Consider the following 22,507-nt stretch of genomic DNA (forward strand, 5'->3'; position numbering starts at 1 on the left):
ACTCTGGAGCACAACCATGACCACTGAAAAGATCTCCGACGAGATCAAGTTCGCCTACTGGGTACCCAACGTCAGCGGCGGGCTGGTGACCAGCGAGATCGAGCAGCGCACCAGCTGGGACTTCGAGTACAACAAGAAGCTCGCCCAGACCGCAGAGAGGGTCGGCTTCGAGTACGCCCTCTCCCAGGTCCGTTACATGGCGTCCTACGGCGCCGAATTCCAGCACGAGTCGACGTCGTTCAGTCTGGCCCTGCTCGGTGCGACCGAGAAGTTGAAGGTCATCGCTGCGATCCATCCGGGTCTGTGGCATCCGGCGGTACTCGCCAAGTTCGGCGCCACCGCAGACCACCTGTCGAACGGTCGATTCGCCATCAACGTGGTGTCGGGCTGGTTCTCCGGTGAGTTCAAGGCACTCGGTGAGCCGTGGCTCGAGCACGAAGAAAGGTACCGTCGGAGTGCAGAGTTCATCGATGTCATCCGGAAGATCTGGACCGAGGACAACGTCGAGTTCGCCGGCGACTTCTATCGAATCCGCGACTTCACCCTCAAGCCCAAGCCGCTGAACACCGCTGAGCGCCCCAATCCGGAGATCTTCCAGGGCGGCAACTCGACGGCCGCCCGCAACAACGGCGGCCGGTTCTCCGACTGGTACTTCTCCAACGGCAAGGACTTCGACGGGGTCACCGAGCAGGTCGACGACCTGCGGGCGGTCGCTCGAGCACATAATCGCGAGGTCAAGTTCGGCCTGAATGGTTTCATCATCGCGCGCGACACCGAGACCGAGGCCCGCGACACCCTCCGGGAGATCATCGCGAAGGCGAACCGGCCGGCAGTGGAGGGCTTCCGGGACTCTGTCCAGCAGGCCGGCGCCTCCACATCCGACCGCAAGGGCATGTGGGCGGACTCGAAGTTCGAAGATCTCGTCCAGTACAACGACGGCTTCAAGACCCAGTTGATCGGCACCCCTGAGCAGATCGCAGAACGCATCGTCGCCTACAAACGCCTCGGCGTCGACCTCATCCTCGGCGGCTTCCTGCACTTCCAGGAAGAGATCGAGTACTTCGGCGCCAAGGTTCTTCCGCTGGTTCGCGAACTGGAGGCGGCCGATACCGCAGCCGGCGTCGGGGCACCATGAGCACTGCGATCGCGGCCAGGATCGACACCGCGGAGCAGGCGCTTTCGGTTGCCCGTGACCTCGCGCAGCACTTCGCCACCGGGGCCGCGGCCCGTGACCGGGATCGCAAGCTCCCGTACAAGGAGATCGATCAGCTCTCGGCCAGCGGCCTGCTGGCGATCACGGTGCCCGCCCAGTTCGGCGGTGCCGATCTGGCTCCGAGTGTGGTCGCCGAGGTCGTACGGATCCTGGCGACCGCCGACCCCAACATCGCACAGATCCCACACAGCCATTTCGTGTACCTGAATCTGCTCCGGCTGGCCGCCGATCCGCCCCAACAGCGCGAACTCTTCGAAGATGTGCTCGGCGGCAGCCGAATTGCCAACGCCCAGTCCGAACGCGGCGGCAAAACCGTTGCCGACATCGCGACCACGATCCGTCCCTACAGCGGCGGCCTGCGCCTGGACGGTTCGAAGTTCTACTGCACGGGTTCGCTGTACGCACACACGCTCGCGGTGTTGACCCGGCTGGACGATCCGGAGGGCAAAACCGGCCTGCCCGACGGTGAATACGTCGCGTTCATCCCAGCGGATGCAGCCGGTGTCCGCATCGTCGACGACTGGAATGGCATCGGCCAGCGCACCACCGGCAGTGGCACCATCACGTTCGAGGGCGTATCGATCCGCGGTGATCAACTGGTGGCCCGGGCCAAAGCCGTTGGCGCGCCCAGCGGTTACGGCGCCTTCGCCCAGCTGCTCCACGTCGCGATCGATGCGGGTATCGCCCGCGGGGCCCTTTCTGCCGCAGTGGAGTTCGCCCGTACCAAGAGCCGGGCGTGGTTCGAGGCAGGCGTCGACAAGGCCATAGACGACCCGCTGCTGATCCAGCGTTTCGGCGAACTCGCGGTCGAGGTGACCACCGCCGAGGCAACCCTGACCGCAGCGGGAACTGCGGTCGATGCCACGTTCACCACCTCGGCCCGCGGCGCCGCACAGGCCGCCGCCGCAGCGTCGATCGCCGTGGCCACCGCCAAGATCGTCGCCGACCGCGCAGCGAACGACGTCGCCTCGGCACTGTTCGAGGTGTCGGGAACCCGAAGCGCGGGAGCAGATCTCGGGCTCGATCATTTCTGGCGCAACGCGCGCACCCACACCCTGCACGATCCGGTGCGATGGAAGTACCAGCACATCGGTCGCGCTCTGCTTCACAAGTCGGCGCCGCCCACGCACGGCGTCATCTGAGAACGGTTGATCGTACGACCCGGCCGGCACTAGCTCGGCTCGTCGGGTTTCTTCGCCTTCTCGAAGGTCACTGTCACCTGCTCGAAACCCTTGGCCCGCTGAGCCTTGGCCTGCCGGGTGTAGGCCGTGCGGTCGCCCTGCGTCAGTTCGACCTCGTCGGTGAACGGCGTCAGCAGCGCGCGTGGATAGAGCCGGTGCACCCGGACGGCATTGATCTCGGCAGTGAGGACCACGGCGGCCGCCGCGAGGTAGAAGTACGCGAGCAGACCGAGAACCACCGCGAAGACACTGTTGGTGGTGCTGGCGTTCTTGACTACCTGCGTCACGTAGAATGTTCCGAAGGTCTGGAGCAACTGCCACAGGATCGCCATCACGATGGCCCCGGGCAGGACGTCGCGGTAGGTCACCGCGTTGGTGGTGCTGAGCTTGTAGGCGACCATGAAGATCGCGGAGTTCACGATTACCGCCGTGATCCCGATTGCCCAGGTGTCCCAGCTGCCCAGGAGCCCCCAGAATCCACCGTAGGTCGACAGCACCGTCGTACCCACCAGCGTCAGGGCGAGGACCGTCAGCAGGAGCAGACTGCGCAACCGGGAGAAGATCGGGTTGGGGCGCTTGTTGCGTGGGACGGCCCACACCGTGTTCATCGCGTTCTGAGCGGCCTGACCTGCACCGGATGCACCGTAGAGTGCGCCGAGGACACCGATGACCACGCCCCAGATCCCGCCGCTCAGCTCTTGTGGCTGGCCGAGCTGATCGCCGATGACCGGGAACTGACTCAACGTCGAGTTCAGCACGCGGTCCTGCAGTCCGGGATTACCGTCCAGCACGATGCCGACGCCGGTGGTCAGCAGCAGCAGCAACGGGAACAGCGCGAGAAATGCGTAGTACGTCATCAGGACCGCGAGATAGCCGCCCTGATCGTCGGCGTACTTGTAGATCACGGCGATACCGAACCCGAGGACAGGGTGCTTGCGCTGCAGCTTGTCCAAACGTTCGATCATCGATGGCACCCCAGTCGTCCGGTGGGCGCCGTCACTGGTTGAGCGCTGGGCGATAACGCTACCCGAGCCCGCCGGGATTCAGCCGATCGAGCAGTCCTCGGGCATCGTAGGGCGCTCGTACCTTCGCGTCGTTGTCGAAGTAGACGTACACGTCGCGCCCCTGCGCGCGTTCCCGAAATCGGACCGCCCAGGCGTCGAGCGCCTCATCTGTGTAGCCGCTGGTGTAGAGCTCCTGATCGCCGTGCAGCCGCGCATAGAAGAAGTCCGTGGTCACCTCGTCGATGACCGGGAACTTACCGGCCGAATCAGCGAGCACCAGCGCAATATCGAGCTCTCGCAACAACTCCGGCAATGTCGGGTCCATGAAGCTGGGGTGGCGGACCTCGAGGGCATGCCGGAGCGGGCGGTCTGCGTCGGTGGTCGTCCAGGCCCGACCCGCAATGTGGTCGCTGTGCCCCTCGGACATGCTCGCCGCTGCGGCAGTCGTCCGGGGAAGCAGCTTCGCGAAGTCCGCCAACGCGGCGGCGTCGAACGGCAGGTTGGGCGGGAGCTGCCAGAGGATGGGGCCCAGTTTCGGACCGAGGGCCAGAACGCCGGAGGCGAGGAACGTCGCGAGGGGCTCAGCGACGCCGACCAGTCGTTTCATGTGGGTGATGAACCGTGGCCCCTTCACCGAGAACACGAAGTCGTCGGGTGTCTGCTCTGCCCACTTGAGGTAGCTCGCCGGTTTCTGCAACGCATAGAACGACCCGTTGAGCTCCACTGAATTGAGGTGCCGCGAGAGGTACTCCAGTTCGCGCCGCTGCGCGAGACCCTCCGGATAGAAGGTCTTACGCCATGGCGGGTAGACCCATCCCGACGTACCGACTCGAATCACACCTCAACCTCTACACCACGACACAATGGCCCAATGACCGAACACGACGACCTCTCGCTACTGCGCCGAGCCGTGGCACTGGCCCGGTCGTCGAGAGACGCCGGCAACCACCCGTTCGGTGCTCTGCTCGTCACAGCGGACGGGGACGTAGCGCTCGAGGCCCAGAACACCGTCGTCACCGAATCCGATGCCACCGGCCACGCCGAGACCAACCTCGTGCGCCTGGCCTCCTCGACGTTCGGACGTGGCGAACTCGCCGATATGACCCTGTACACCTCTACCGAGCCGTGCGCGATGTGCTCGGGCGCGATCTACTGGTCCGGGATCGGCACCGTCGTCTACGCCTTCGCCGAGGCCGACCTGGCCGCGCTGACCGGGTCAGACGACGAAAACCCCACGATGACCCTGCCCTGCCGAGACGTCTTCGCCGCAGGTCAGCGACCCACCACAGTGCGGGGCCCGGTCCATCTCGCCGAGGCCGCGGCGGTTCACGACGGATTTTGGAACGCATGAGGCGGCCGCTGCCCGGCAGTCCCCGGACACAGAGCCGCTTTTCTCTCGCTGTTGTCATACCGCGGGAGTAATCTTTCCCCATGACTGTAGAGGCATCGGTCGATCCTGACTTCCTGGAAGTGACCGAACCGTACCGCCGAGAACTGCTGGCCCACTGTTACCGGATGATGGGCTCCCATCACGACGCCGAAGACCTTTTGCAGGAGACCTACATCCGGGCGTGGCGCGGGTACGCACGATTCGACGGCCGCGCCTCGGTCCGCACATGGCTGTACAAGATCGCGACGAATACCTGTCTGACCGCACTGGGGTCGAAGCAACGTCGCCCGCTACCGTCCGGCCTCGGCGGCGATTCCTATGACCCCGAGGCGCCGCTTCTGCAAGACCACGAGGTCCCCTGGCTCGAGCCGTTCGCCGACTCCGAGGAGTCACTGGCCGAGACGTCCGACCCGGCTACGATTGTCGGGTCCCGTGAATCGATCCGTCTTGCGTTCATCGCCGCCCTGCAGCATCTACCTGAACGTCAGCGCGCAGTGCTCATTCTCCGAGATGTGCTGCAGTGGCGTGCAAATGAGGTCGCCGACACCCTCGGCCTGACCACCGCCACCGTCAACAGCCTACTGCAACGGGCGCGGGCGCAGCTCAAAGAAGTTGCTCCCGAACGCGATTCGGTGTCCGAACCACAAGACGCAGCGCAGAAAGAGTTGCTGCAGAAGTGGGTTGAGGCCTTCCAGTCCTACGACATCGACGCGATCGTGCAGCTGTTCACCGACAAGGCCATCTGGGAGATGCCGCCGTTCACCGGTTGGTACCAGGGAGGCGACGCCATCGGGCGCCTCATCCGCGGCAACTGCCCGGCGGAGAAGGCGGACGACATGTTGCTGTTGCCTGCCACTGCGAACGGCCAGCCGGCGTTCGGGCTGTACATGCGTGAGCCCGACGGGGTGCACCGGCCGTTCCAGCTGCAGGTCCTCGATATCACCGGAGACGGTGTTGCCCATGTGGTGGCGTTCTTCTCCGACACCATGGTCGAAGATTTCGCCCGGTTCGGGTTGCCGGCGACCGCGACCCTGCCGGCAACCGGCGAACCGGTTCAGCCGGCGATGGCCGACTGATCCATCCAGGTGACCTCCCAAACGTGACCGTCGAGGTCGCGGAAGCTCCGGCCGTACATGAATCCGTGGTCCTGAGGGTCCTGCCAGGCCGACCCACCGATCTCGAGGGCCTTGTCAGCGATCTTGTCGACCTCCTCGCGGGAGTTCGCCGAGACAGCGATCAGCACCTCGCGCTCCTTGCTCGTGTCGGTGATGCCGCCGGTGATGAAGTCCTGGAAGCGTGCCGGCGTCATCAACATCGCGAAGGTCTGGTCGTTGATGATGAGGCACAGCGTGTTCTCGTCGCTGAACGTCTCGTTGAACTCGAAGCCCAGCTCGGCGAAGAACGTCCGGGTAGCGGGGATGTCGGAGGCGGTGGTGTTCAGGAACATCATGCGGGACATGGCAGTAACTCCATTTCGTGGTGCTGTTCGTATTGTCACCCTTTCAGACCGGGGTGGCCACCGAAAGTAATCGGACATCGAAGTTCACACTTTCGCCCGATGCCGGAAGCCTCCACGTCACGGATCATCGCGGTATGAGTTCTGCAGGTGTGCCGGGTCAGACCTCGGGCTGGGAGTCTCTGTCCGCGCGCCGCGCCTGGATGCCCGGTGCCGTGCGCGAGACCCTCGAGGCCGACCCGCATCCGCTGACCGGCAAGCGCACCAAGCGCGACGTCACGATCGATGTACTGATGGTCGCCCTGTCATTGACGATCGGCATCGTCGCCGTCTGGGGGCGCTTCGGCAACTGGGGCCCACTGCTCGCAGCCGACATCGTGGTGGGAGTCCTGGGCTGCGGGGCCCTGATCTGGCGGCGCCGCTGGCCGCTCGCCATCGCCCTGATCCTGACCCTGCTCTCCGGTGTCGCGTCATTCATCGGTGGTGCCGCATTCCTGGCGTTGTTCTCGCTGGCCGTGCACAAGCCGCCGCGTTACTCGATCTCGATCGGTGCGCTCGGTATCTGCGCCGCGATGTCGAACTTCTACCTCTACCCCGACGCCCAGACCGATGTCTGGTACGCGGTGTTGCTGTACTCGATCCTCGTCACGGCGGTGGCCGTCGGCTGGGGAACGATGGTCCGCAATCGTCGCCAGTTGTTGATCTCACTCGCCGAATTGGCACGCAATGTGGAATCGGAACAGCGTGAGCGGATCGCTGCCGCCAGGGCGACCGAGCGGGAGCGGCTGGCCCGTGAGATGCACGACGTGCTCGCCCATCGCATGAGTCTGTTGTCGGTGCACGCCGGCGCTCTCGAGTTCCGCGAGGACGCATCCGACGACGAGGTCCGCCGGGCGGCCGGGGTGATCCGGGCAGGTGTGCACCAGATGCTCGTCGACCTGCGCGATGTCATAGGCATGCTGCGGGAGGAGACCGACGACCTCGCCTCCCCGATGCGAACATTGGCGTTCGTCGACGAACTGTTCGCCGAGACCGAGCTCGCGGGCAGCCCGATCCGGGCCACCATCGAGATCGACGACCTCGAGGAGGTGCCCGGGGTCATCAGCCGCGCCGCGTACCGCATCGTCCAGGAAGGGCTGACCAACGCGCGCAAGCACGCGGGCGAGGTGACCATCACCGTGATCATCAGCGGCGCCCCGGGACAAGGACTGACCATCTGTATCCGGCAGCCGCTCAACCCTGTTGCAGCCATGCAGAATTCCATACCAGGCACCGGATCGGGGCTGGTCGGATTGGAAGAACGCGTCACCCTCGCGGGCGGCGAGATGGAGCACGGTGTGAAGGAACGAAACTTCGTGTTGACGGCACGACTGCCCTGGGAGGCCGAGTGTCCGCGGTGACCTCAGATATTCGGCTGCTGCTGGTCGACGACGAGTGGCTCGTGCGGGCGGGTCTTCGCACGATGCTGACCGGCCAGCCCGACATCGACATCGTGGGTGAGGCGTCCGACGGCTCGGCGGTGCGCGAGAAGGTCGCCGAGACGGGGGCCAACCTGGTCCTGATGGACATCAGGATGCCGAAGGTCAACGGCCTTGTCGCCACCGAGGCGCTGCGAGCCCTGCCCGACCCCCCGCATGTGGTCATGCTCACCACGTTCGACACGGACGATCTGGTGTTGCGTTCGCTACAGGCCGGGGCCAGCGGGTTCCTGCTCAAGGACACTCCGCCCGCCGATCTGATCGCGGCGTTACGCAAGGTGGTGGCGGGCGAGCCGATCCTGTCCCCGGCCATCACCCGCAAACTCATCGTCCGTTTCACCGAACCGGGCGAACGGGAGTCGAAGGCAGACAACCAGTTCGCGCAGCTCACCCCAGGCGAGCAGCGCGTGGCTGTCGCCGTTGCCCGAGGCGGCTCCAACGCGGCCATCGCCGAGGAATTGTTCGTGTCGGTGGCGACGGTCAAGAGCCACATCTCCCACATCCTCGACAAGCTCGGGTTCAACAACCGGGTGCAGATCGCCCTCCTGGTCCACGACGCCCGGCCCGGCGAGGTGCTCTGACCTCGATCATCCGGGACCGGGGAATGAACTCCCGGCCGGATGAGTTGCGCGGAGAAGTGTGTTTTCCACGACGTAAGGGGTCACCAGAGTGAAGATCGGAATCATCGGAGCAGGATTCATCGGTGGAACGCTGACGCGTCGACTGACCCAGTTGGGGCATGAAGTGCGGGTGTCCAACTCCCGCGATCCCCAGACGCTTGCCGAGCTGGCCACCGAGACCGGCGCCCAGGCTGTGTGGGCCAAAGACGCCGCAGAAGACGCCAACCTGGTCATCGTCAGCATTCCGCAGAAGAACACCCCGGATCTGGCGAAGGGAATCCTGTCCGCGCGCAAGCCCGGCGCGCCGGTGATCGAGACCAACAATTACTACCCGCAGCAGCGCGACGGCAAGATTGCCGCGATCGAAGATGGCCAGCCCGAAAGCGCTTGGGTGTCCGAGCTTCTCGATGTCCCCGTGTACAAGGTGTTCAACGGCATCTACTGGAAGCACTTGCTCGAGAAGGGGTCCGAAGCCGGGACCGACGGCCGTATCGCGCTGCCCATCGCAGGTGACGACGAGGATGGCAAGAAGATCGTCTCGGCCCTCGTCGACGAACTCGGATTCGACCCGGTGGATGCGGGCACCATCGCCGACTCGTGGCGCCAGCAGCCCGGAACCCCCTCGTACGGAAAAGATTACAACGCAGCGAAACTCACCGACGCCCTTGCGGAGGCAACTCCTGAGCGCACCGCGGAGTGGAAGGCCTGACTGTTCGCAGATGCACATCGTTGCGTCATGAGCACACGTTTGAACGTGTGTTTTTGACGCAACGGTGTGCTTTTGTCGTCAGGTGAGGACGAGCGCAATGCTCTCGACGAGTACCCCGACGAGGTCGTCGAGGGAATCGCTCCCCAGCGCACCCACCATCTCGTCGGAGCGCATGCTGATGACCGATTCCACCAGCCGGAACGGAACGTGCCGACGGGGGTCGGACTGATCACCGAGGACCTCACCGGCCAGCTGCGCGTAGATGCGTGCCAGATCGGTGCGCGCCTGCCGGAACTCTGCGAATCGCTGCGTGCGCAGTTCGGGCAGTAGATAGAGCGCGCCGAGGTTCCAGCGCGATGCGGCGAGTTGGCCGGCATCGAAGCCTGCCAATTCCTGAAGTCGGGCAAGCGTCGGACCGTCGGCCGCCGCGACCTCCCGCGCCTTCTCGAGCGGCGCCACGACGGTGTCCTTGAGCAGGGACTCGAGGATGTCGTCTTTCGTCTTGAAGTGGTGATAGAGCGAGGCCTGCCGGATCCCCACCGCCTCGGCGATCATCCTGGTGGACGTACCGGCGTAGCCACGCGTGGTGAACAGTTCGGCCGCGGCGTCCCTGATCTCCTCGCGAGCGGTGGCACCACGACGTCGTTGTTCCACCAACCGAGGGCGCCCTGGGCCTGCCGCAACATGAGTCACAAGTGCTGACCATACTGTGATCTGCGCACCCTTGATGGCGTCCGCGCCGGTCAACGAGCCCCTGACCTGCACCGAGTGCGTTCTCGGAAACATACTTGTTTCACGCGTTTGCGAGCCGGAAACAAACCTGTCACTCGACAGAAATAGCTGCGCGGTTATCTGTCACCTGACAGATACCAGGGCTCATGGGCCCCTTAGCAGGAAGATCTCCCATGACCGCAACCGCGCAACCTCCCAGTGCCCCAGTGAGCGGCGGTGCCGGACGAACGCCCGACGCCGACGATCTTTCCGAGTTCGGCTACACCCAGCAGCTCCATCGCTCGCTGGGAACCTTCGCGTCGTTTGCGGCGGGATTCTCGTTCGTATCCATCCTGACCACGATCTTCCAGCTGTTCGGTCTCGGCTTCTCGTTCGGCGGTCCGGCGTTCTTCTGGACCTGGCCCATCGTCTACGTCGGCCAGTTCCTCGTCGCGCTCTGTTTTGCCGAGATCGCCGCTCGTTACCCGATTTCCGGTGCGATCTACCAGTGGTCGCGCCGCATGGGCGGAGAGGTCATCGGCTGGTTCGGTGGCTGGTTCATGATGCTTGCCCAGATCGTCACCGCCTCTGCTGCCGCGATCGCCCTACAGGTGGTCATGCCCTCGATCTGGGACGGCTTCCAGATCATCGGCGACGACGCAGCACTGACCACCACCAGCGGCGCCGCGAACGCAGTCCTGCTCGGGTCGGTCCTGCTGGTGATCACCACGTTCATCAACTGCATCGGCGTCAACTGGATGAGCCGGATCAACAACATCGGCGTCACCTGTGAGATCGTCGGCGTCACCGCGGTGATCCTGGCGCTGTTCACCCACGCCGAGCGCGGCCCCGACGTCGTGTTCGACACCGGATTGCCCGGCCAGCAGCCCGGTTACATCTGGGCCTTCATCGTCTCCGGACTCATGGCGGCCTACGTGATGGTCGGCTTCGGCTCCGCAGGTGAACTGGCCGAGGAGACGAAGAACCCTCGTCGGGTGGCACCGCGGACGATTCGACTGGCACTGACGGTGTCGGCGATCGGTGGCGGGCTCATGCTCCTGGGCGCCCTCATGGCCGCGCCCAGCCTCGGTGAGGAACTGGCGGTCGGCGGCCTGCCCTACGTCCTCGATTCGGTACTCGGCTCCTTCTGGGGCAAGGTGCTGCTCTGCGACGTCGTCGTCGCGATCTTCATCTGTACCTTGGCCATTCAGACCGCCTGCTCACGGCTGATGTTCTCGATGGCTCGCGACGACCGGCTGCCCGCATCGAAACTCCTGAGCCACGTGAACGCACGCACCGGAACCCCCATCGCTCCGTCCGTGCTCATCGGCGTCCTGTGCATCGGCGTCCTCGTCGTCAACATCGGCAACTCCGCGATCTTCGCGACCCTGGCCAGCGTCTGCATCATCCTGATCTACCTCGCCTACCTCTCGGTCACCGGGCCGATGCTCTGGCGCAGACTGAAGGGCTGGCCTGGCAACACCACCAGCGCCGTCGACGCCGAGGGCAAGAAACTATTTACGTTGGGCCGCTTGGGAATCCCGTTGAACCTGCTGGCAGTTGTCTACGGACTGCTGATGGTGATCAATCTTGCCTGGCCACGTGCCGAGATCTTCGACCCTGCCGGCGAGATGCCCATCCTCAAGTGGGCGGGCCCGATCTGCATCGTGGCGTCGATCCTGATCGGCATCGCCTGCTTCCCCCATGGCAAGAAGCACCCGATGCCCGTGAAGGTGTTCACCCCCGCAGTAGACGGCAAGTAGCAGTCCCCGATACCGAAAGGACACAACGGATATGACGATGACGTCCACCGGAACCACCGCCGGAGCTCGCGAGCACGCTCGCGCCCAAGCCGCCGCGATCACAGACACCATGCCCGTCGTGCCGGCATCGTCCTGGCCTGATCTGCCCGACAATGTTGCGGGGCAGGACATGACGTGGGCCGAGACAGTGCCTGGTGGGCGGTACACCGTCAAGGTGCTCGCGCGCGGCACCAGGCTCCGTCTGCGCGACGTGGCGGGGACAGGCTGTGCCAACGTGCTGCTCTGGCGCGCCGATGCACCCTGGGAGCGGCTCAACGTCGCTGACACCGTCAAGGTGCCCTGGCAGGCTTACCTGGGCACCGGCCATCCCCTGCTCAGTGACCAGGGCCGGGTCCTGGCCACCATCGTCGACGATGACTCCGGTCATCACGACGCACTGTGCGGCACCAGTACGCTGGCCGGGAACACCGCCAAATACGGTGCCGGTGAGGTCTACTCGCAGACTCCGGCCGGGCGTGAGCTGTTCTTGCTGGCCGCCGCGAAACACGGATTGCACGCCGCTGACGTGGCGCCGTCGCTGTCGTTCTTCCACGGCATCGTCGTCGAGTCCGACGGATCCCTGACTTCGAAGGGTTCCGCGGGGTTGGACAAGCACGTCGACGTGTTGCTCCATCTGCCGTGCACGGTCGCGATCGTCAACACCGCGCACCCACTCGACCCCTCACCCGGGTTCGACGTGGGTCCGGTGGAGGTGCTCGCGTGGCGGGCTCCCGGTGATCTGGAAACCCTGCTCGCCGAGTTGCCCGACACCGACCCGGAATACCAGCGTGCCGCCCTGAACTCCGAGGACGTCTGGGCCGCAGCACACTTCGAGAGGAACGCGTGATGAGCACCGCCACCACATCATCGGCAGCAGAGTTGGCCCTGGTGCCCGGGACGGTGATCGGAGATCACGAGATCGGGCCCCGCGCGCCCTGGTCGGGGATCGTCGCGGCCGGCGACGTGCTCACGATCGTCGATCTGTACGGCAACCAGGCCGTCGACACCCTGTTCTTCGGCGGTCACGACCACTCCATCCGCTATTCGGCACAGGCGACCATCGCAGCCCAGGGCAACATCTTCCTGACCACCGGATCGGTGATCCGAGATCAGGATTCGGCACCGCTGATGACGATCGTGGCCGACGAGGTCGGCAATCACGACACGCTCGGCGGTGCCTGCTCGCAGGAGTCGAACACACTGCGGTACGGCCACCACACGAAACACCAGCACGCCTGCGTGGAGAACTTTCTCATCGGTGGTGCGCCCCACGGCCTGGGCAAGGCCGACATGGTGGGCAACGTCAACTTCTTCATGAACGTGCCCGTCGATCCCGATGGTTCCCTCGGCATCGTCGACGGACTGTCCGCACCCGGCAAGCGTCTTGCGCTGCGCGCCGAGGTGGACACGCTGGTCCTGATCTCCAACTGCCCGCAGATCAACAACCCCTGCAACGGGTTCGACCCCACCGCCGTCCGTGTCATCGTGACCCGGCCCGGCGTGAGCGAGGCCTGACCACCATGGCGAGCATCTCGATCCTGCGGGCAGGACCGCAGACCACCATCCAGGATTGGCCCGGGCGGATCCGCTACTGGCACGTCGGCGTTCCGCCGTCGGGGCCGATGGACGACCTGTCGTTCCGGCTGGCGAATATCGCGGTCGGCAACGCCGAGGGTGCGCCCGGACTGGAGTGCACCCTGATGGGTCCGCAATTGCAATTCGACACCGACACCATCGTCGCCGTCACCGGCGCCCCCGTCACGCTGACCGTATCCGGCCAAGCTGTCCCACAGTGGGTTCCGATCACCCTCAAAGCCGGCGAGATCCTCGACATCGGTGCGGTCGGCTTCGTGGGGATGCGCGTCTATGTCGCTGTCGCGGGCGGAATCGACGCCGAGCTCTACCTCGAGAGCCGATCGACGTTCACCCTCGGCAAGTTCGGTGGCAAGGACGGCCGCGCCCTGGCCGACGGCGACACGCTTGCCACCGCCGCGACAGCTCCGTCCGGGGTGGCCCGACGCATCCTGGGCGACGAGAAGCCTGCGCTGACCAACAACTGGCATCTCGCTGTCACCGTGGGCCCGCACAGTGCCCCCGAGTTCTTCACGCCCGAGGACATCGACGATCTCTACAACACACCGTATGAGGTCCACTTCAACTCCGACCGCACCGGCGTTCGCCTGGTGGGCCCGCAACCCCGATGGGCACGCACCGACGGCGGCGAGGCGGGCCTGCATCCGTCGAACATCCACGACACCGCGTATTCAGTGGGGGCACTGGACTTCACCGGCGACACCCCGATCCTGCTCGGTCCGGACGGGCCGAGTCTCGGCGGGTTCGTCTGCCCGGTGACCGTGACCACCGCCGAGCGGTGGAAGCTCGGACAGCTCAAGCCCGGTGACACCGTGCAGTTCGTCCCGGTCCGCGCGGCCGAGGTGGCCAGCGTCGCGAGTTTCGGCGAAGACCGGCGTGCGGGGTTCAGCACTGTCATCTCCGCGGGCACCGACCTCGACAACGGGGTGCTCGGTGGATCGATGACGGCCGACGGCACCACCACGGTGACCTACCGCCGCAGCGGCGACGACAACATCCTCGTCGAATACGGCGACATGAGCCTCGATCTCGCGCTTCGTGCCCGGGTACACGCGCTTGCCGAACGGATCGACGCCGAACGGCCTCCCGGGCTGATCACCCTCACCCCCGGCATCCGATCGCTGCAGATCAAGGTCGACCCCACCGTGATGCGGCAGTCGACGCTGCTCGACTGGCTGACCGAGTGCGAGGCCCAGCTGCCGTCGGCATCAGAGCTGGTCGTACCGAGCCGAACGGTGCATCTGCCGTTGTCCTGGGACGATCCGGCCACCCGCGAGGCGATCGAGCGCTACATGCTCGGTGTCCGCTCGGATGCACCCTGGTGTCCCTGGAACATCGAATTCATCCGGCGGATGAACGGTCTCGACTCGGTCGATGACGTGCACCGGATCGTCTACGACGCCGAATATCTGGTGCTCGGCCTCGGCGACGTGTATCTCGGCGCGCCCGTTGCGGTCCCGCTCGACCCTCGCCATCGGCTGATCACCACCAAATACAACCCCGCCCGCACGTGGACGCCGGAGAACGCAGTCGGTATCGGCGGCGCCTACATGTGCATCTACGGAATGGAAGGTCCGGGCGGATACCAGTTCGTCGGTCGCACCACCCAGGTCTGGAACCATCGGCATCCACTGCGGGCCGCCGGTTTCGAACCCGAACATCCCTGGCTGCTGCGCTTCTTCGACAAGATCAGCTGGTACCCGGTCAGCGCCGATGAACTGCTCGACCTGCGGGCCGACATGGCCGCGGGGCGTGGCACAGTGGAGATCAGCGACGGCACGTTCTCGCTCGCCGAACACCAGCGGTTCCTCGACGACAACGCCGGCGCCATCACCGCGGATCGCTCCGCGATGGAGGCCGCCAGGGCAATCGAACGGCAACGTTGGTCCGATGGTGGCGAGTTCGCCACCAAGACAGGAAAAGTGGCATGAGCAGGATCGCTGACATCTACGACCTCATCGACGCGGCCGATCGACCCGAGGTGTTCATCAGCTTGCGCGAGCGGGCCGACGTCGAGCGGGACTACGAGTCCTCCCTTGCCGGAGGCGGCGCGCTGGCAGGGGTGGTGCTCGCGGTCAAGGACAACGTCGACGTCGCAGGGCTGCCGACGACGGCCGCCTGCCCCGGCTTCGAATACGTGCCGGAGAGAGACGCCGCAGCAGTGGCCGCACTGCGGTCGGCGGGCGCAGTCGTCATCGGCAAGACGAACCTCGATCAGTTCGCGACCGGGCTCGTCGGCACCCGCAGTCCCTACGGCGCAGTCCGTGATTCGCGACGTCCCGAACGCATCTCCGGCGGTTCGAGTTCGGGTTCCGCGGTCGCCGTCGCATTGGGATTCGCCGACATCGCCATCGGCACCGACACCGCCGGGTCCGGGCGGGTACCCGCGGGGCTGCAGGGCATCGTCGGCATCAAACCCACGCTGGGCGTGGTCAGTACGGCAGGCGTCGTCCCGGCGTGCGCCAGCTACGACTGCGTCACCGTCCTCGCTCGCGACCTCGACCTCGCCAACCGCGCGATGGGATCGATGGCGGGGACCGACAACTGGGGCACCGCAGTGCGCTTCGCCGCGCCGGACAGTCCGGTTGTCGCCGTACCCGCCCAGTTGCCCGGCTTGGACGAGAGGTGGCAGGACGCGTTCGAGGCCGCCATCGAGCGGGCCGAGACAGCCGGCGTCCGCGTCAAACGCATCGACATCTCGGACTTCCTGGCCGCGGCGAAGCTGCTGTACGAGGGCGCCCTCGTCGCCGAACGTTACGAGGCGGTCGGCGAGTTCATCTCGACCGCAAGCGAATCCGCCGCGCTCGATCCGACTGTCGCGGCGATCATCGGCGCGGCCGACCGGTTCACCGCGGTCGAATTGCTCGCCGACCGGCGCCGGGTGGAACAGTTACGCGTGCGAGCACTGGCCACCCTCGGCGACGCCGACGCCCTGCTCGTCCCCACTGCACCCATGCATCCGACCCTTGATCAGGTCGCCGCCGACCCGATCGGCGTCAACGCAGCGATGGGGACGTACACCAACTTCTGCAACCTCTTCGACATGTGCGCTGTGGCGGTCCCGGCCGGGACCGTCGACGACACCGACGGCACTGCGGCCCAATTCGGGGTGACGGTCATCTGCCGCGACCACGACGACGCCATCGCACTCGACATCGCAGGCCGCATCGGGACGCTGCCGGCAGGCGAAGGCCCTTCCTGGCCCGAACTCGCCGGCGCCGCCACCGCTGAGGTCTTCGTCGTCGGCGCCCACCTACGAGGGCAACCACTGATGCACCAGCTGACCGACCGCGGCGCCCGGTGGAACGGGGAGGCCGCCACCGCGGCGTCCTATCGGCTCGTCGCACTCGACACCCAACCGGAGAAACCCGGGTTGGTCCGCGACACCGCCGCCGGGACCTCGATCAGGGGCGAGCTGTGGACTCTCTCACCCGCCGCTCTCGGGGATTTCCTCACGGCCCTACCGACCCCGATGACCCTCGGCGCGGTGGAACTAGAGGGCGGTCGATGGACGGTCGGGTTCGCGTGCGATCACGAAGCGGTCGCCACCGCCGAACCACTGAGCGTGACGCACTGGCTCGAGCGCTGACGCCGCCGTACCCACCTGACGTCCGTGCTCGACCCACCTGTAGCAGGATGGCGGTATGAACGAACGCGCCGAGACCGCCGCGCAACCCACCTCAGGTGACACACCGTTGAACCTGCAGCGGGTGCTGTTCGCCGGACCGACGCCGGACACCGACGCCGACCTCTATGCCACCATCGCCGGAGGCCACGCCGATCGCACCCGCACCTCGCTACATGCGGGCCCCGGGACCACCATCGACACCGACACCTACTTCGGGCGCGTACCTGCCGCCTACTTCGGCCGCTGGACGACCCTGACGAGCATCGATCTCGGGTTCACGTTCGAGACCACCGGCCGCGCGCATGCCGTGATCAGGGGCTCCGACAGCAACGGGCAGGTCCACGACGTGGCTCGTCTGGAGTTGGAGGGCGCCGGTGCGGCGACCTCGACGGTCCAGCTCGACGCCTACTCCGCCGGTGGTTCGGTGTGGGTGGGATTCGTCGCCGACGACGGCGAGCTGACGATCCGCGATGTCGTATGGTCGACGACCGCCCCGCGACGGATGCGTGCAGCCGCGGTGGCGATCTGTACCTTCAACCGGCCCGCCGATTGTGTCGCAACCCTGACGGCGCTGGCGTCAGATCAACCGACGCGCGAGCGGCTGAGCGCGGTGTACGTCGTCGATCAGGGCACCGATCCGGTATGCGACCAGCCCGGCTTCGAGCGGGTGTCCGGCACACTCGACGAAACCCTTGCCTACATCCGGCAACCGAATCTCGGTGGCGCAGGCGGCTTCACCCGCGGGATCTCCGAGGCCATCGCACGCGAGGAGGATATCGATCTCATCCTGATGGACGACGACATCCGCTGCGAGCCCGAAACCGTGTTGCGGCTCACTGCTTTTGCCGCGGTGACCCCCGAACCGATGATCGTCGGCGCCCAGATGCTCTACCTGATGAATCCGACCAGGCTGCACGTCGGCGCCGAGTACGCGGATCTGCGCACGCTGAGGGCCGGCCGATGGGCGAAGAATGCCCTGCACGACGCGGACATGCTGACCGAGCGCCAGGACCGGCCTGCCGACGCCGGATACAACGGGTGGTGGACGTGCCTGCTGCCGTCCGAGGTCATCACCGGACTCGACCTGCCGTTGCCGATGTTCTTTCAGTGGGACGATATCGAATACGGCATCCGCGCAGCGCAAGTCGACGACGTACGTACCGTCACCCTGCCGGGAGCCGCCGTATGGCATATGGACTTCTCCCGCAAGGACAACGACGATCCGGCGATGTACTTCAGCATCCGGAACTCGCTGATCACCGCAGCGTTGCACAGTGACCTCGACGTGAAGTCGTTGAGCACGCGGATGTTCCGTGAGATCTCGCAGTACATCGTGGCGATGCAGTACGGGCTCGCGCACACGATGCTCCGCGGTATCGAGGACTTCCTCGCCGGACCCGACATCCTCGGCGATGGTGGTCGTGCGGCAGTCACCGAGATCCGCCGTGAACGCGCACCGTTCCCAGAGACAGTGGTGCATCCCGAGTCCGACGTCCCCGGCGTGACCTACCGCGAGTTGCCCGTTCGGCCTGCCGGATTCGAACCCGCCAAAGATCGGTTCGACGTGGTGCTCGCCAAACGCGCAGCGGTCCAACTCGCCGGGCGGGTGGAGCGAGGGTGCGTGGCCATTCCCCCGACGGATGCCCACTGGTGGCATGTGTCGCTGTTCGATCAGGTGGTGGTGGCCGACGCATCCGGCGCGGGCGTGCGACTGCGCACCCGCGACACCAGGGCCGCCAGGGCACTCGGCGCGCGAAACATCAGACTACGCAGACGCTTTCGATCCGAGGCGAAACAGGCACAACAGGCCTACCGGGCAGCAACGCCTACCCTGACCAGCCGAGAGAACTGGCAGCGCCTGTTCACCACCGAGTGAGACCTACCGCCGGACCCTGCCGCGTAGACCCCGCACCTTTCGAGCGGCCTTGCGCGCGGCCCGGCCCCCCAGGTTCCGGAGCGAGATCGGCGGATTCGCCCGCAGGGCTTCGAGTTCGTGCTGGTGGACTCGGATGAGCCGGTCGTTCTCGTCACGCTGCTGCTGCAGTTCGGCGCTCAACTGTCCGACCCGATACGCCAGATCATCGCGATCGATCGCGCCTGCCGCCATCTCGTACTGCATGGCGAGCACCCGCGTGTACAGCGCGACCCGATTGTTCTCCATGGCCGCCAGCAACGGCGATCCGTTGTACGGCTCGAGCACGGTGCGCAGTCTTTCCGCCTTGTCCACATCGGTGGTCGGGTAGATCACCCCGAGGCCGAAAACTGCCGGAACCAGCGCCAATTCATGCCGCCGCGCCGGGTCCGCGGCCAGTGCGTCCTCGATGGCTGTCAGCACCCCGTTGCGTTCCCCACCGGCGTCCACCGCGGCGGTGAACTGTCCGAGGCCGACGAACCCGGCAGCGGTGACGTCGTCGTGCCAGATGGTCGGGCCCTCGGCACCATGGTCATGGACATCTGCGGCGTCGAGTCCTGCGGCGTTGTAGTACAGGTCTCGCCGTCCCCACGGCCACAGCAGATCGTGCAAGATCACGATGGCATCCGGCGCGTTCGCCAGGATCCAGTCGAGCTCGCCGCGAACGGTCGCGTAGTTGTGATCACCATCGACGACGTAGACGTCGCCGGACGGGATCTCGGCGAGTACGGCCGGCGAAAACCCTTCGACCAGGTGCAGATCGGGATTGTTCCCCAACGTCTCACGCATCTCGTCTGTCGGGACGGGCTCGACACAGTAGACGGACTCTGCTCCGTGATCGAGGTAGATCGAACTCGCACCACCCGACTCGACCCCGACCTCGACAACGGTCCGGGGCTGCGCCGCGCCGAAGATCCGGCCGATCACCTCGGAGAACAATGTCAAGGAATGGAGGAGCAACGGCGCCTGCCGTGCCGCCCGGGCTTGCACGTGCGGGTCGTTCCGGTCCCCGAACTCAGTCTTCATCTTTGTCTTTCTTCTCATCGTCGTCCGGAGGAGTGGCCGGGGCACCGGCCCGTCCGACGATGCGCGCCACACCGGCCGCCAGGGCCAGTGGGCCACCCGACCGATACTCGGCCTTGGCGCGCGCAGTCAGTCTCGTGAGTCTAGGGGCTGCGGGCGCCCGATGTGAGAGTCCCGACAACGACTGCGGCAGCACCGCGAACGCGATGGTGATCTGGGCCGAGCTCACCGGAGCGCCCGCCCGATCGACGAGGGACAGCCACAGCGCCGAATGCGGCGCATGGAACTCGACGAGATTGCCACCGAGCCAGGCCGATTCGGCGTATACGAGTCCCGCGAAGTCCTGGGGGTGCTCCCAGCGCAACGGAGTCGGGTGCCGATGCCCGCCTGCGGTCACCGTCGCCTCGATCCAGTCGAGTCGCACGAGGGCGGGCCGACCGGGAATGGCGAGCGAGATGTCCGTCGCGTCGAACGCCTCGAAGTTCAAGCGCGCGAACGACAATCCGTTCCGGTTGATCCGCAGGGGCACCTTGGGGCCATCGTGCCATTTCCCGTCGCCGGTCCGGAAGCGCAAGACCGTTTCGCTCTTCGGCTCGTCGGGTTCGAACACCGATGCCGGTACGGCGCCCGTACGAACGGCGTCGGCGGCCGACGCGAGCCGCGGGTCGGCGGCGGCCAGCACCTGGGGCCAGAAGGCGTCGCGCATGCCGAGGTCATCGAGATCGCCGGGCGACATGTAGCGGACTGCCGGCAGCAATTCGACCGGGATCACGTGACTGACGAGGTCGGAACCGAAGTTGTCCTCGTGTTCCCAGGCGCCGAACACGGCGGCCTCGTCGGGGGTCGGAGCGGTGATGGACGAGGCGACGATGTTGCCCAGCAGCGGCACCTCGCCACCGTTGAACGCCGGCCACAGGTCGGAGTCGCCCGCGTAGCGAAGCCATTCGTCTTGGAATGCGTGCACACCCTGGTGGAGCGCTCGACGTGCGTGGTTCTGTTCGGCGGAACCCGCGATCGGTCCCAGGATCGGATCTCCCTCGGGGGTGAAGTCCAGCAGCGATCCGCACAGGCTGCTCACACCCTGCTCCAGGATCTCCGGACTCCGGGTCACGGCCCCGACCACTCCGACGGGTTCGCCTGCCGATCCGAGGTAACCCTCGACGCGCAGCCCCCGCAGCATCACCTTCGTGCTGCGCTTGTCCGTGGCGAGGTACAGACCGGCCGGTTTGATCGGCACCCCGGCGAGACCGAGGGCGGTCGACAGCTGGCTCTGAATGGTCGCGCCCCATCCGAGGTCGACGATCGTCAGGTCGTCGCTGTCGAGGGCGCCGGCGTTGCGCAGGTGCGCGAGCAGACGTTCGCGCGTCGCGGTCGCGGTCGTCGCGATCCGGTTACGCAGGTGCGGTGTCTCGACCAACGCCGTCGCGACGTCGTCGGCGATGACGCCGTTGTCGAGAACCACTCCGAGCCGGTCGGTCAGTGCCGGGACATCGCCCGGGCGCAGCTGCAGGATCGCCAGCAGGCCGCCGATGGTCATGCCGTGTCGGCGGCGCATGAACGTGTGGATGCTGTCCTGGTCCAGCACGCCCAACGCGGCGACAGAGGTCAGGTGTCGAGAAAGCCAGATCGGTTTCGCAACCACATCCAGGCCTGCGCTGCGGGCAGCGTTGTTGATGAGGTCTGCCAGCATCTCCCCTTCGCGCATCGGGCACCACAGCACCTTCGTGCCACGTTCTGCCGCCCGATGGGCCGCCCAATCGGCGAATCCGGTCAGTACCGGGCCGAGAACGGCGGCGCCGTACCTCCAGGAGCACGCCACGTCGGGCGCGACGGCGTCGAGGTTCGCGTTCTCGATGAGCTTCGCCCGCAAACTCGTGATGCCGAAGTCACCCTCGGTCACGTCGAGGTGCGGTGCGCTCACCCCGAACGGCTCCAGCGGCGCACCCTCGCGACGCAGGATCGCTTCGTAGTCGTCGGTGATCCGTGTGAAATGCACGGTGCGCACGCCCAGCTTGCCGGGTGCAGTGACGTCCGGCCGCTTGTTGTCGCCGATGTGGACGATCTGGCCGGGCCGCACGCCGAGACCCTTGAGCACGACCTTCCACAATCCGTGCGCCTTGTCGACGCCGTGCTCGTGGGAACGGAAGAATCGCGCTGATTTGAGCGGCTCGAGATGCGGCCGGTCGAGGAAGCGGTCGAGATGTTCCTGCAGAAAATACGTGTCGGACACCACCACGATGGGCACCGAGTGCGCGTGCGCGGTGTTCACCAGCTCGGCGATGTCGAAGTCCGGGACCAGGATGCGGCGCTCTTCGGCGACCTCTGCCTCGACGTAGTACTCGATGTCGTCGCGGAGCAGGATCTCGGCGGGCATCTCGCGCCAGATGTCGTAGATCGACACCTCGGGACCGAGTTTGCCGCGACGCTCCCGAGATTCGATCTCGGCGGTGATCCGCATCGTCCGCAGCGCGTGGGGTTCCACCCAATCGGGGATCGCGCCCTCGCGACGGAGCCGCTCACCGAGCAACACGAACAGATCGGTCGGCCGCGGGACCCGCCGCCACAGGATGGTGTCGAAGATGTCCAGCGAGAGCACCGAGCAGGATCCGTCCCGCAGCATCTGGTGAACGTCCTCGAGGGTCGTGCGGCCTCGGCGGACGATCTGGGCGTTGGGTTCCGTCACGTCGGTGATCAGGGCTTTTTCCAATCCGGTCGGTTGTCGAGCTGGTCTCGGGCAGGCGCCTGGACCCATCGTAGTGATGCCTCCGGCCGGGGTCCGGCGAACGC

The 22,507-nt window shown here is 66.0% G+C and carries 19 protein-coding genes; 13 read left to right on the forward strand and 6 right to left on the reverse strand.

Annotation, left to right across the window (positions count from 1 at the left end; translation table 11 throughout):
• Window positions 1-16 precede the first annotated feature (16 nt).
• Window positions 17-1,135 carry a dimethylsulfone monooxygenase SfnG gene (gene sfnG / locus BH683_RS27270; RefSeq protein WP_084839417.1) on the forward strand — a complete coding sequence of 373 codons (1,119 nt, stop codon included), beginning with the start codon at window positions 17-19 and terminating at the stop codon, window positions 1,133-1,135.
• Window positions 1,132-2,355: an SfnB family sulfur acquisition oxidoreductase gene (locus BH683_RS27275; protein ID WP_084839418.1), complete on the forward strand. Its 1,224-nt coding sequence runs from the start codon at window positions 1,132-1,134 to the stop codon at window positions 2,353-2,355. The genes sfnG and BH683_RS27275 overlap by 4 nt, the downstream gene beginning before the upstream one ends.
• 29 nt (window positions 2,356-2,384) lie before the next feature.
• On the opposite strand, the gene BH683_RS27280 is transcribed toward BH683_RS27275, so the two are convergent.
• On the reverse strand, window positions 2,385-3,359 hold the full coding sequence (locus BH683_RS27280; protein ID WP_084839419.1) for a YhjD/YihY/BrkB family envelope integrity protein: 975 nt from the start codon (window positions 3,357-3,359) through the stop codon (window positions 2,385-2,387).
• A gap of 58 nt (window positions 3,360-3,417) precedes the next feature.
• Window positions 3,418-4,236: a DUF72 domain-containing protein gene (locus tag BH683_RS27285; RefSeq protein WP_084839420.1), complete on the reverse strand. Its 819-nt coding sequence runs from the start codon at window positions 4,234-4,236 to the stop codon at window positions 3,418-3,420.
• Window positions 4,237-4,269: 33 nt separating this feature from the next.
• Between BH683_RS27285 and BH683_RS27290 the strand changes: the two genes are divergently transcribed.
• Entirely contained in the window at window positions 4,270-4,749 is a 480-nt protein-coding gene (locus BH683_RS27290) for a nucleoside deaminase (protein WP_084839421.1), read from the forward strand.
• 80 nt (window positions 4,750-4,829) lie between these two features.
• The gene (locus BH683_RS27295; protein ID WP_084839422.1) at window positions 4,830-5,864 is read left to right on the forward strand and encodes a sigma-70 family RNA polymerase sigma factor; all 1,035 of its coding nucleotides are present in this window, start codon (window positions 4,830-4,832) and stop codon (window positions 5,862-5,864) included.
• Here BH683_RS27295 and BH683_RS27300 read toward each other — a convergent pair.
• On the reverse strand, window positions 5,843-6,247 hold the full coding sequence (locus BH683_RS27300) for a VOC family protein (RefSeq protein ID WP_084839423.1): 405 nt from the start codon (window positions 6,245-6,247) through the stop codon (window positions 5,843-5,845). The genes BH683_RS27295 and BH683_RS27300 overlap by 22 nt on opposite strands.
• 134 nt (window positions 6,248-6,381) lie before the next feature.
• On the opposite strand from BH683_RS27300, the gene BH683_RS27305 reads away from it, so the two are divergent.
• The 3 genes from BH683_RS27305 to BH683_RS27315 all read left to right on the forward strand — a co-directional run bounded on the left by BH683_RS27305 (window position 6,382) and on the right by BH683_RS27315 (window position 9,051).
• Window positions 6,382-7,644, forward strand: coding sequence for a histidine kinase (locus BH683_RS27305; protein WP_084839424.1), 1,263 nt, complete (start codon window positions 6,382-6,384; stop codon window positions 7,642-7,644).
• Complete coding sequence (locus BH683_RS27310; RefSeq protein WP_084839425.1) at window positions 7,632-8,303, forward strand: response regulator transcription factor; 672 nt, start codon at window positions 7,632-7,634, stop codon at window positions 8,301-8,303. Before BH683_RS27305 ends, BH683_RS27310 begins: the two co-directional genes overlap by 13 nt.
• Before the next feature lie 88 nt (window positions 8,304-8,391).
• On the forward strand, window positions 8,392-9,051 hold the full coding sequence (locus BH683_RS27315) for an NAD(P)-binding domain-containing protein (protein WP_084839426.1): 660 nt from the start codon (window positions 8,392-8,394) through the stop codon (window positions 9,049-9,051).
• Between the two features lie 78 nt (window positions 9,052-9,129).
• On the opposite strand, the gene BH683_RS27320 is transcribed toward BH683_RS27315, so the two are convergent.
• Window positions 9,130-9,705 (reverse strand): TetR/AcrR family transcriptional regulator, encoded by a 576-nt coding sequence (locus BH683_RS27320; protein ID WP_281492337.1) that lies wholly within the window; start codon window positions 9,703-9,705, stop codon window positions 9,130-9,132.
• Between the two features lie 251 nt (window positions 9,706-9,956).
• Here BH683_RS27320 and BH683_RS27325 point away from each other — a divergent pair, with 251 nt between their 5' ends.
• From BH683_RS27325 to BH683_RS27350, 6 genes are read left to right on the forward strand one after another with little or no spacing between them, the layout of a single operon-like run.
• Entirely contained in the window at window positions 9,957-11,525 is a 1,569-nt protein-coding gene (locus BH683_RS27325; RefSeq protein WP_084839428.1) for an amino acid permease, read from the forward strand.
• Window positions 11,526-11,556: 31 nt separating this feature from the next.
• Entirely contained in the window at window positions 11,557-12,411 is an 855-nt protein-coding gene (locus BH683_RS27330; RefSeq protein ID WP_084839429.1) for an urea amidolyase associated protein UAAP1, read from the forward strand.
• Window positions 12,411-13,079, forward strand: coding sequence for an urea amidolyase associated protein UAAP2 (locus BH683_RS27335; protein ID WP_084839430.1), 669 nt, complete (start codon window positions 12,411-12,413; stop codon window positions 13,077-13,079). Before BH683_RS27330 ends, BH683_RS27335 begins: the two co-directional genes overlap by 1 nt.
• A gap of 5 nt (window positions 13,080-13,084) precedes the next feature.
• The gene (locus BH683_RS27340) at window positions 13,085-15,088 is read left to right on the forward strand and encodes a 5-oxoprolinase/urea amidolyase family protein (protein WP_084839431.1); all 2,004 of its coding nucleotides are present in this window, start codon (window positions 13,085-13,087) and stop codon (window positions 15,086-15,088) included.
• A complete protein-coding gene (gene atzF, locus BH683_RS27345) occupies window positions 15,085-16,746 on the forward strand; it encodes an allophanate hydrolase (protein ID WP_084839432.1) in 1,662 nt (553 codons plus the stop codon). Before BH683_RS27340 ends, atzF begins: the two co-directional genes overlap by 4 nt.
• Before the next feature lie 55 nt (window positions 16,747-16,801).
• Window positions 16,802-18,661: a glycosyltransferase gene (locus BH683_RS27350; RefSeq protein ID WP_084839433.1), complete on the forward strand. Its 1,860-nt coding sequence runs from the start codon at window positions 16,802-16,804 to the stop codon at window positions 18,659-18,661.
• A 3-nt stretch (window positions 18,662-18,664) separates the two neighbouring features.
• On the opposite strand, the gene BH683_RS27355 is transcribed toward BH683_RS27350, so the two are convergent.
• Both BH683_RS27355 and BH683_RS27360 read right to left on the reverse strand, forming a co-directional pair.
• Complete coding sequence (locus tag BH683_RS27355) at window positions 18,665-19,723, reverse strand: class I SAM-dependent methyltransferase (RefSeq protein WP_084839434.1); 1,059 nt, start codon at window positions 19,721-19,723, stop codon at window positions 18,665-18,667.
• A complete protein-coding gene (locus BH683_RS27360; RefSeq protein WP_246833628.1) occupies window positions 19,713-22,403 on the reverse strand; it encodes an HAD family hydrolase in 2,691 nt (896 codons plus the stop codon). The genes BH683_RS27355 and BH683_RS27360 overlap by 11 nt, the downstream gene beginning before the upstream one ends.
• Between the last annotated feature and the right edge of the window lie 104 nt (window positions 22,404-22,507).

Source organism: Williamsia sp. 1138 (assembly GCF_002095435.2).
In the GTDB taxonomy this organism is placed as follows: domain Bacteria; phylum Actinomycetota; class Actinomycetes; order Mycobacteriales; family Mycobacteriaceae; genus Williamsia.

Coding starts and splice junctions, on each gene's coding strand:
- sfnG (WP_084839417.1), top strand. CDS start 17: ATGACCACTGAAAAGATCTCCGACGAGATCAAGTTCGCCTACTGGGTA.
- BH683_RS27275 (WP_084839418.1), top strand. CDS start 1,132: ATGAGCACTGCGATCGCGGCCAGGATCGACACCGCGGAGCAGGCGCTT.
- BH683_RS27280 (WP_084839419.1), bottom strand. CDS start 3,359: ATGATCGAACGTTTGGACAAGCTGCAGCGCAAGCACCCTGTCCTCGGG.
- BH683_RS27290 (WP_084839421.1), top strand. CDS start 4,270: ATGACCGAACACGACGACCTCTCGCTACTGCGCCGAGCCGTGGCACTG.
- BH683_RS27295 (WP_084839422.1), top strand. CDS start 4,830: ATGACTGTAGAGGCATCGGTCGATCCTGACTTCCTGGAAGTGACCGAA.
- BH683_RS27300 (WP_084839423.1), bottom strand. CDS start 6,247: ATGTCCCGCATGATGTTCCTGAACACCACCGCCTCCGACATCCCCGCT.
- BH683_RS27305 (WP_084839424.1), top strand. CDS start 6,382: ATGAGTTCTGCAGGTGTGCCGGGTCAGACCTCGGGCTGGGAGTCTCTG.
- BH683_RS27325 (WP_084839428.1), top strand. CDS start 9,957: ATGACCGCAACCGCGCAACCTCCCAGTGCCCCAGTGAGCGGCGGTGCC.
- BH683_RS27330 (WP_084839429.1), top strand. CDS start 11,557: ATGACGATGACGTCCACCGGAACCACCGCCGGAGCTCGCGAGCACGCT.
- BH683_RS27335 (WP_084839430.1), top strand. CDS start 12,411: ATGAGCACCGCCACCACATCATCGGCAGCAGAGTTGGCCCTGGTGCCC.
- BH683_RS27340 (WP_084839431.1), top strand. CDS start 13,085: ATGGCGAGCATCTCGATCCTGCGGGCAGGACCGCAGACCACCATCCAG.
- atzF (WP_084839432.1), top strand. CDS start 15,085: ATGAGCAGGATCGCTGACATCTACGACCTCATCGACGCGGCCGATCGA.
- BH683_RS27350 (WP_084839433.1), top strand. CDS start 16,802: ATGAACGAACGCGCCGAGACCGCCGCGCAACCCACCTCAGGTGACACA.
- BH683_RS27355 (WP_084839434.1), bottom strand. CDS start 19,723: ATGAAGACTGAGTTCGGGGACCGGAACGACCCGCACGTGCAAGCCCGG.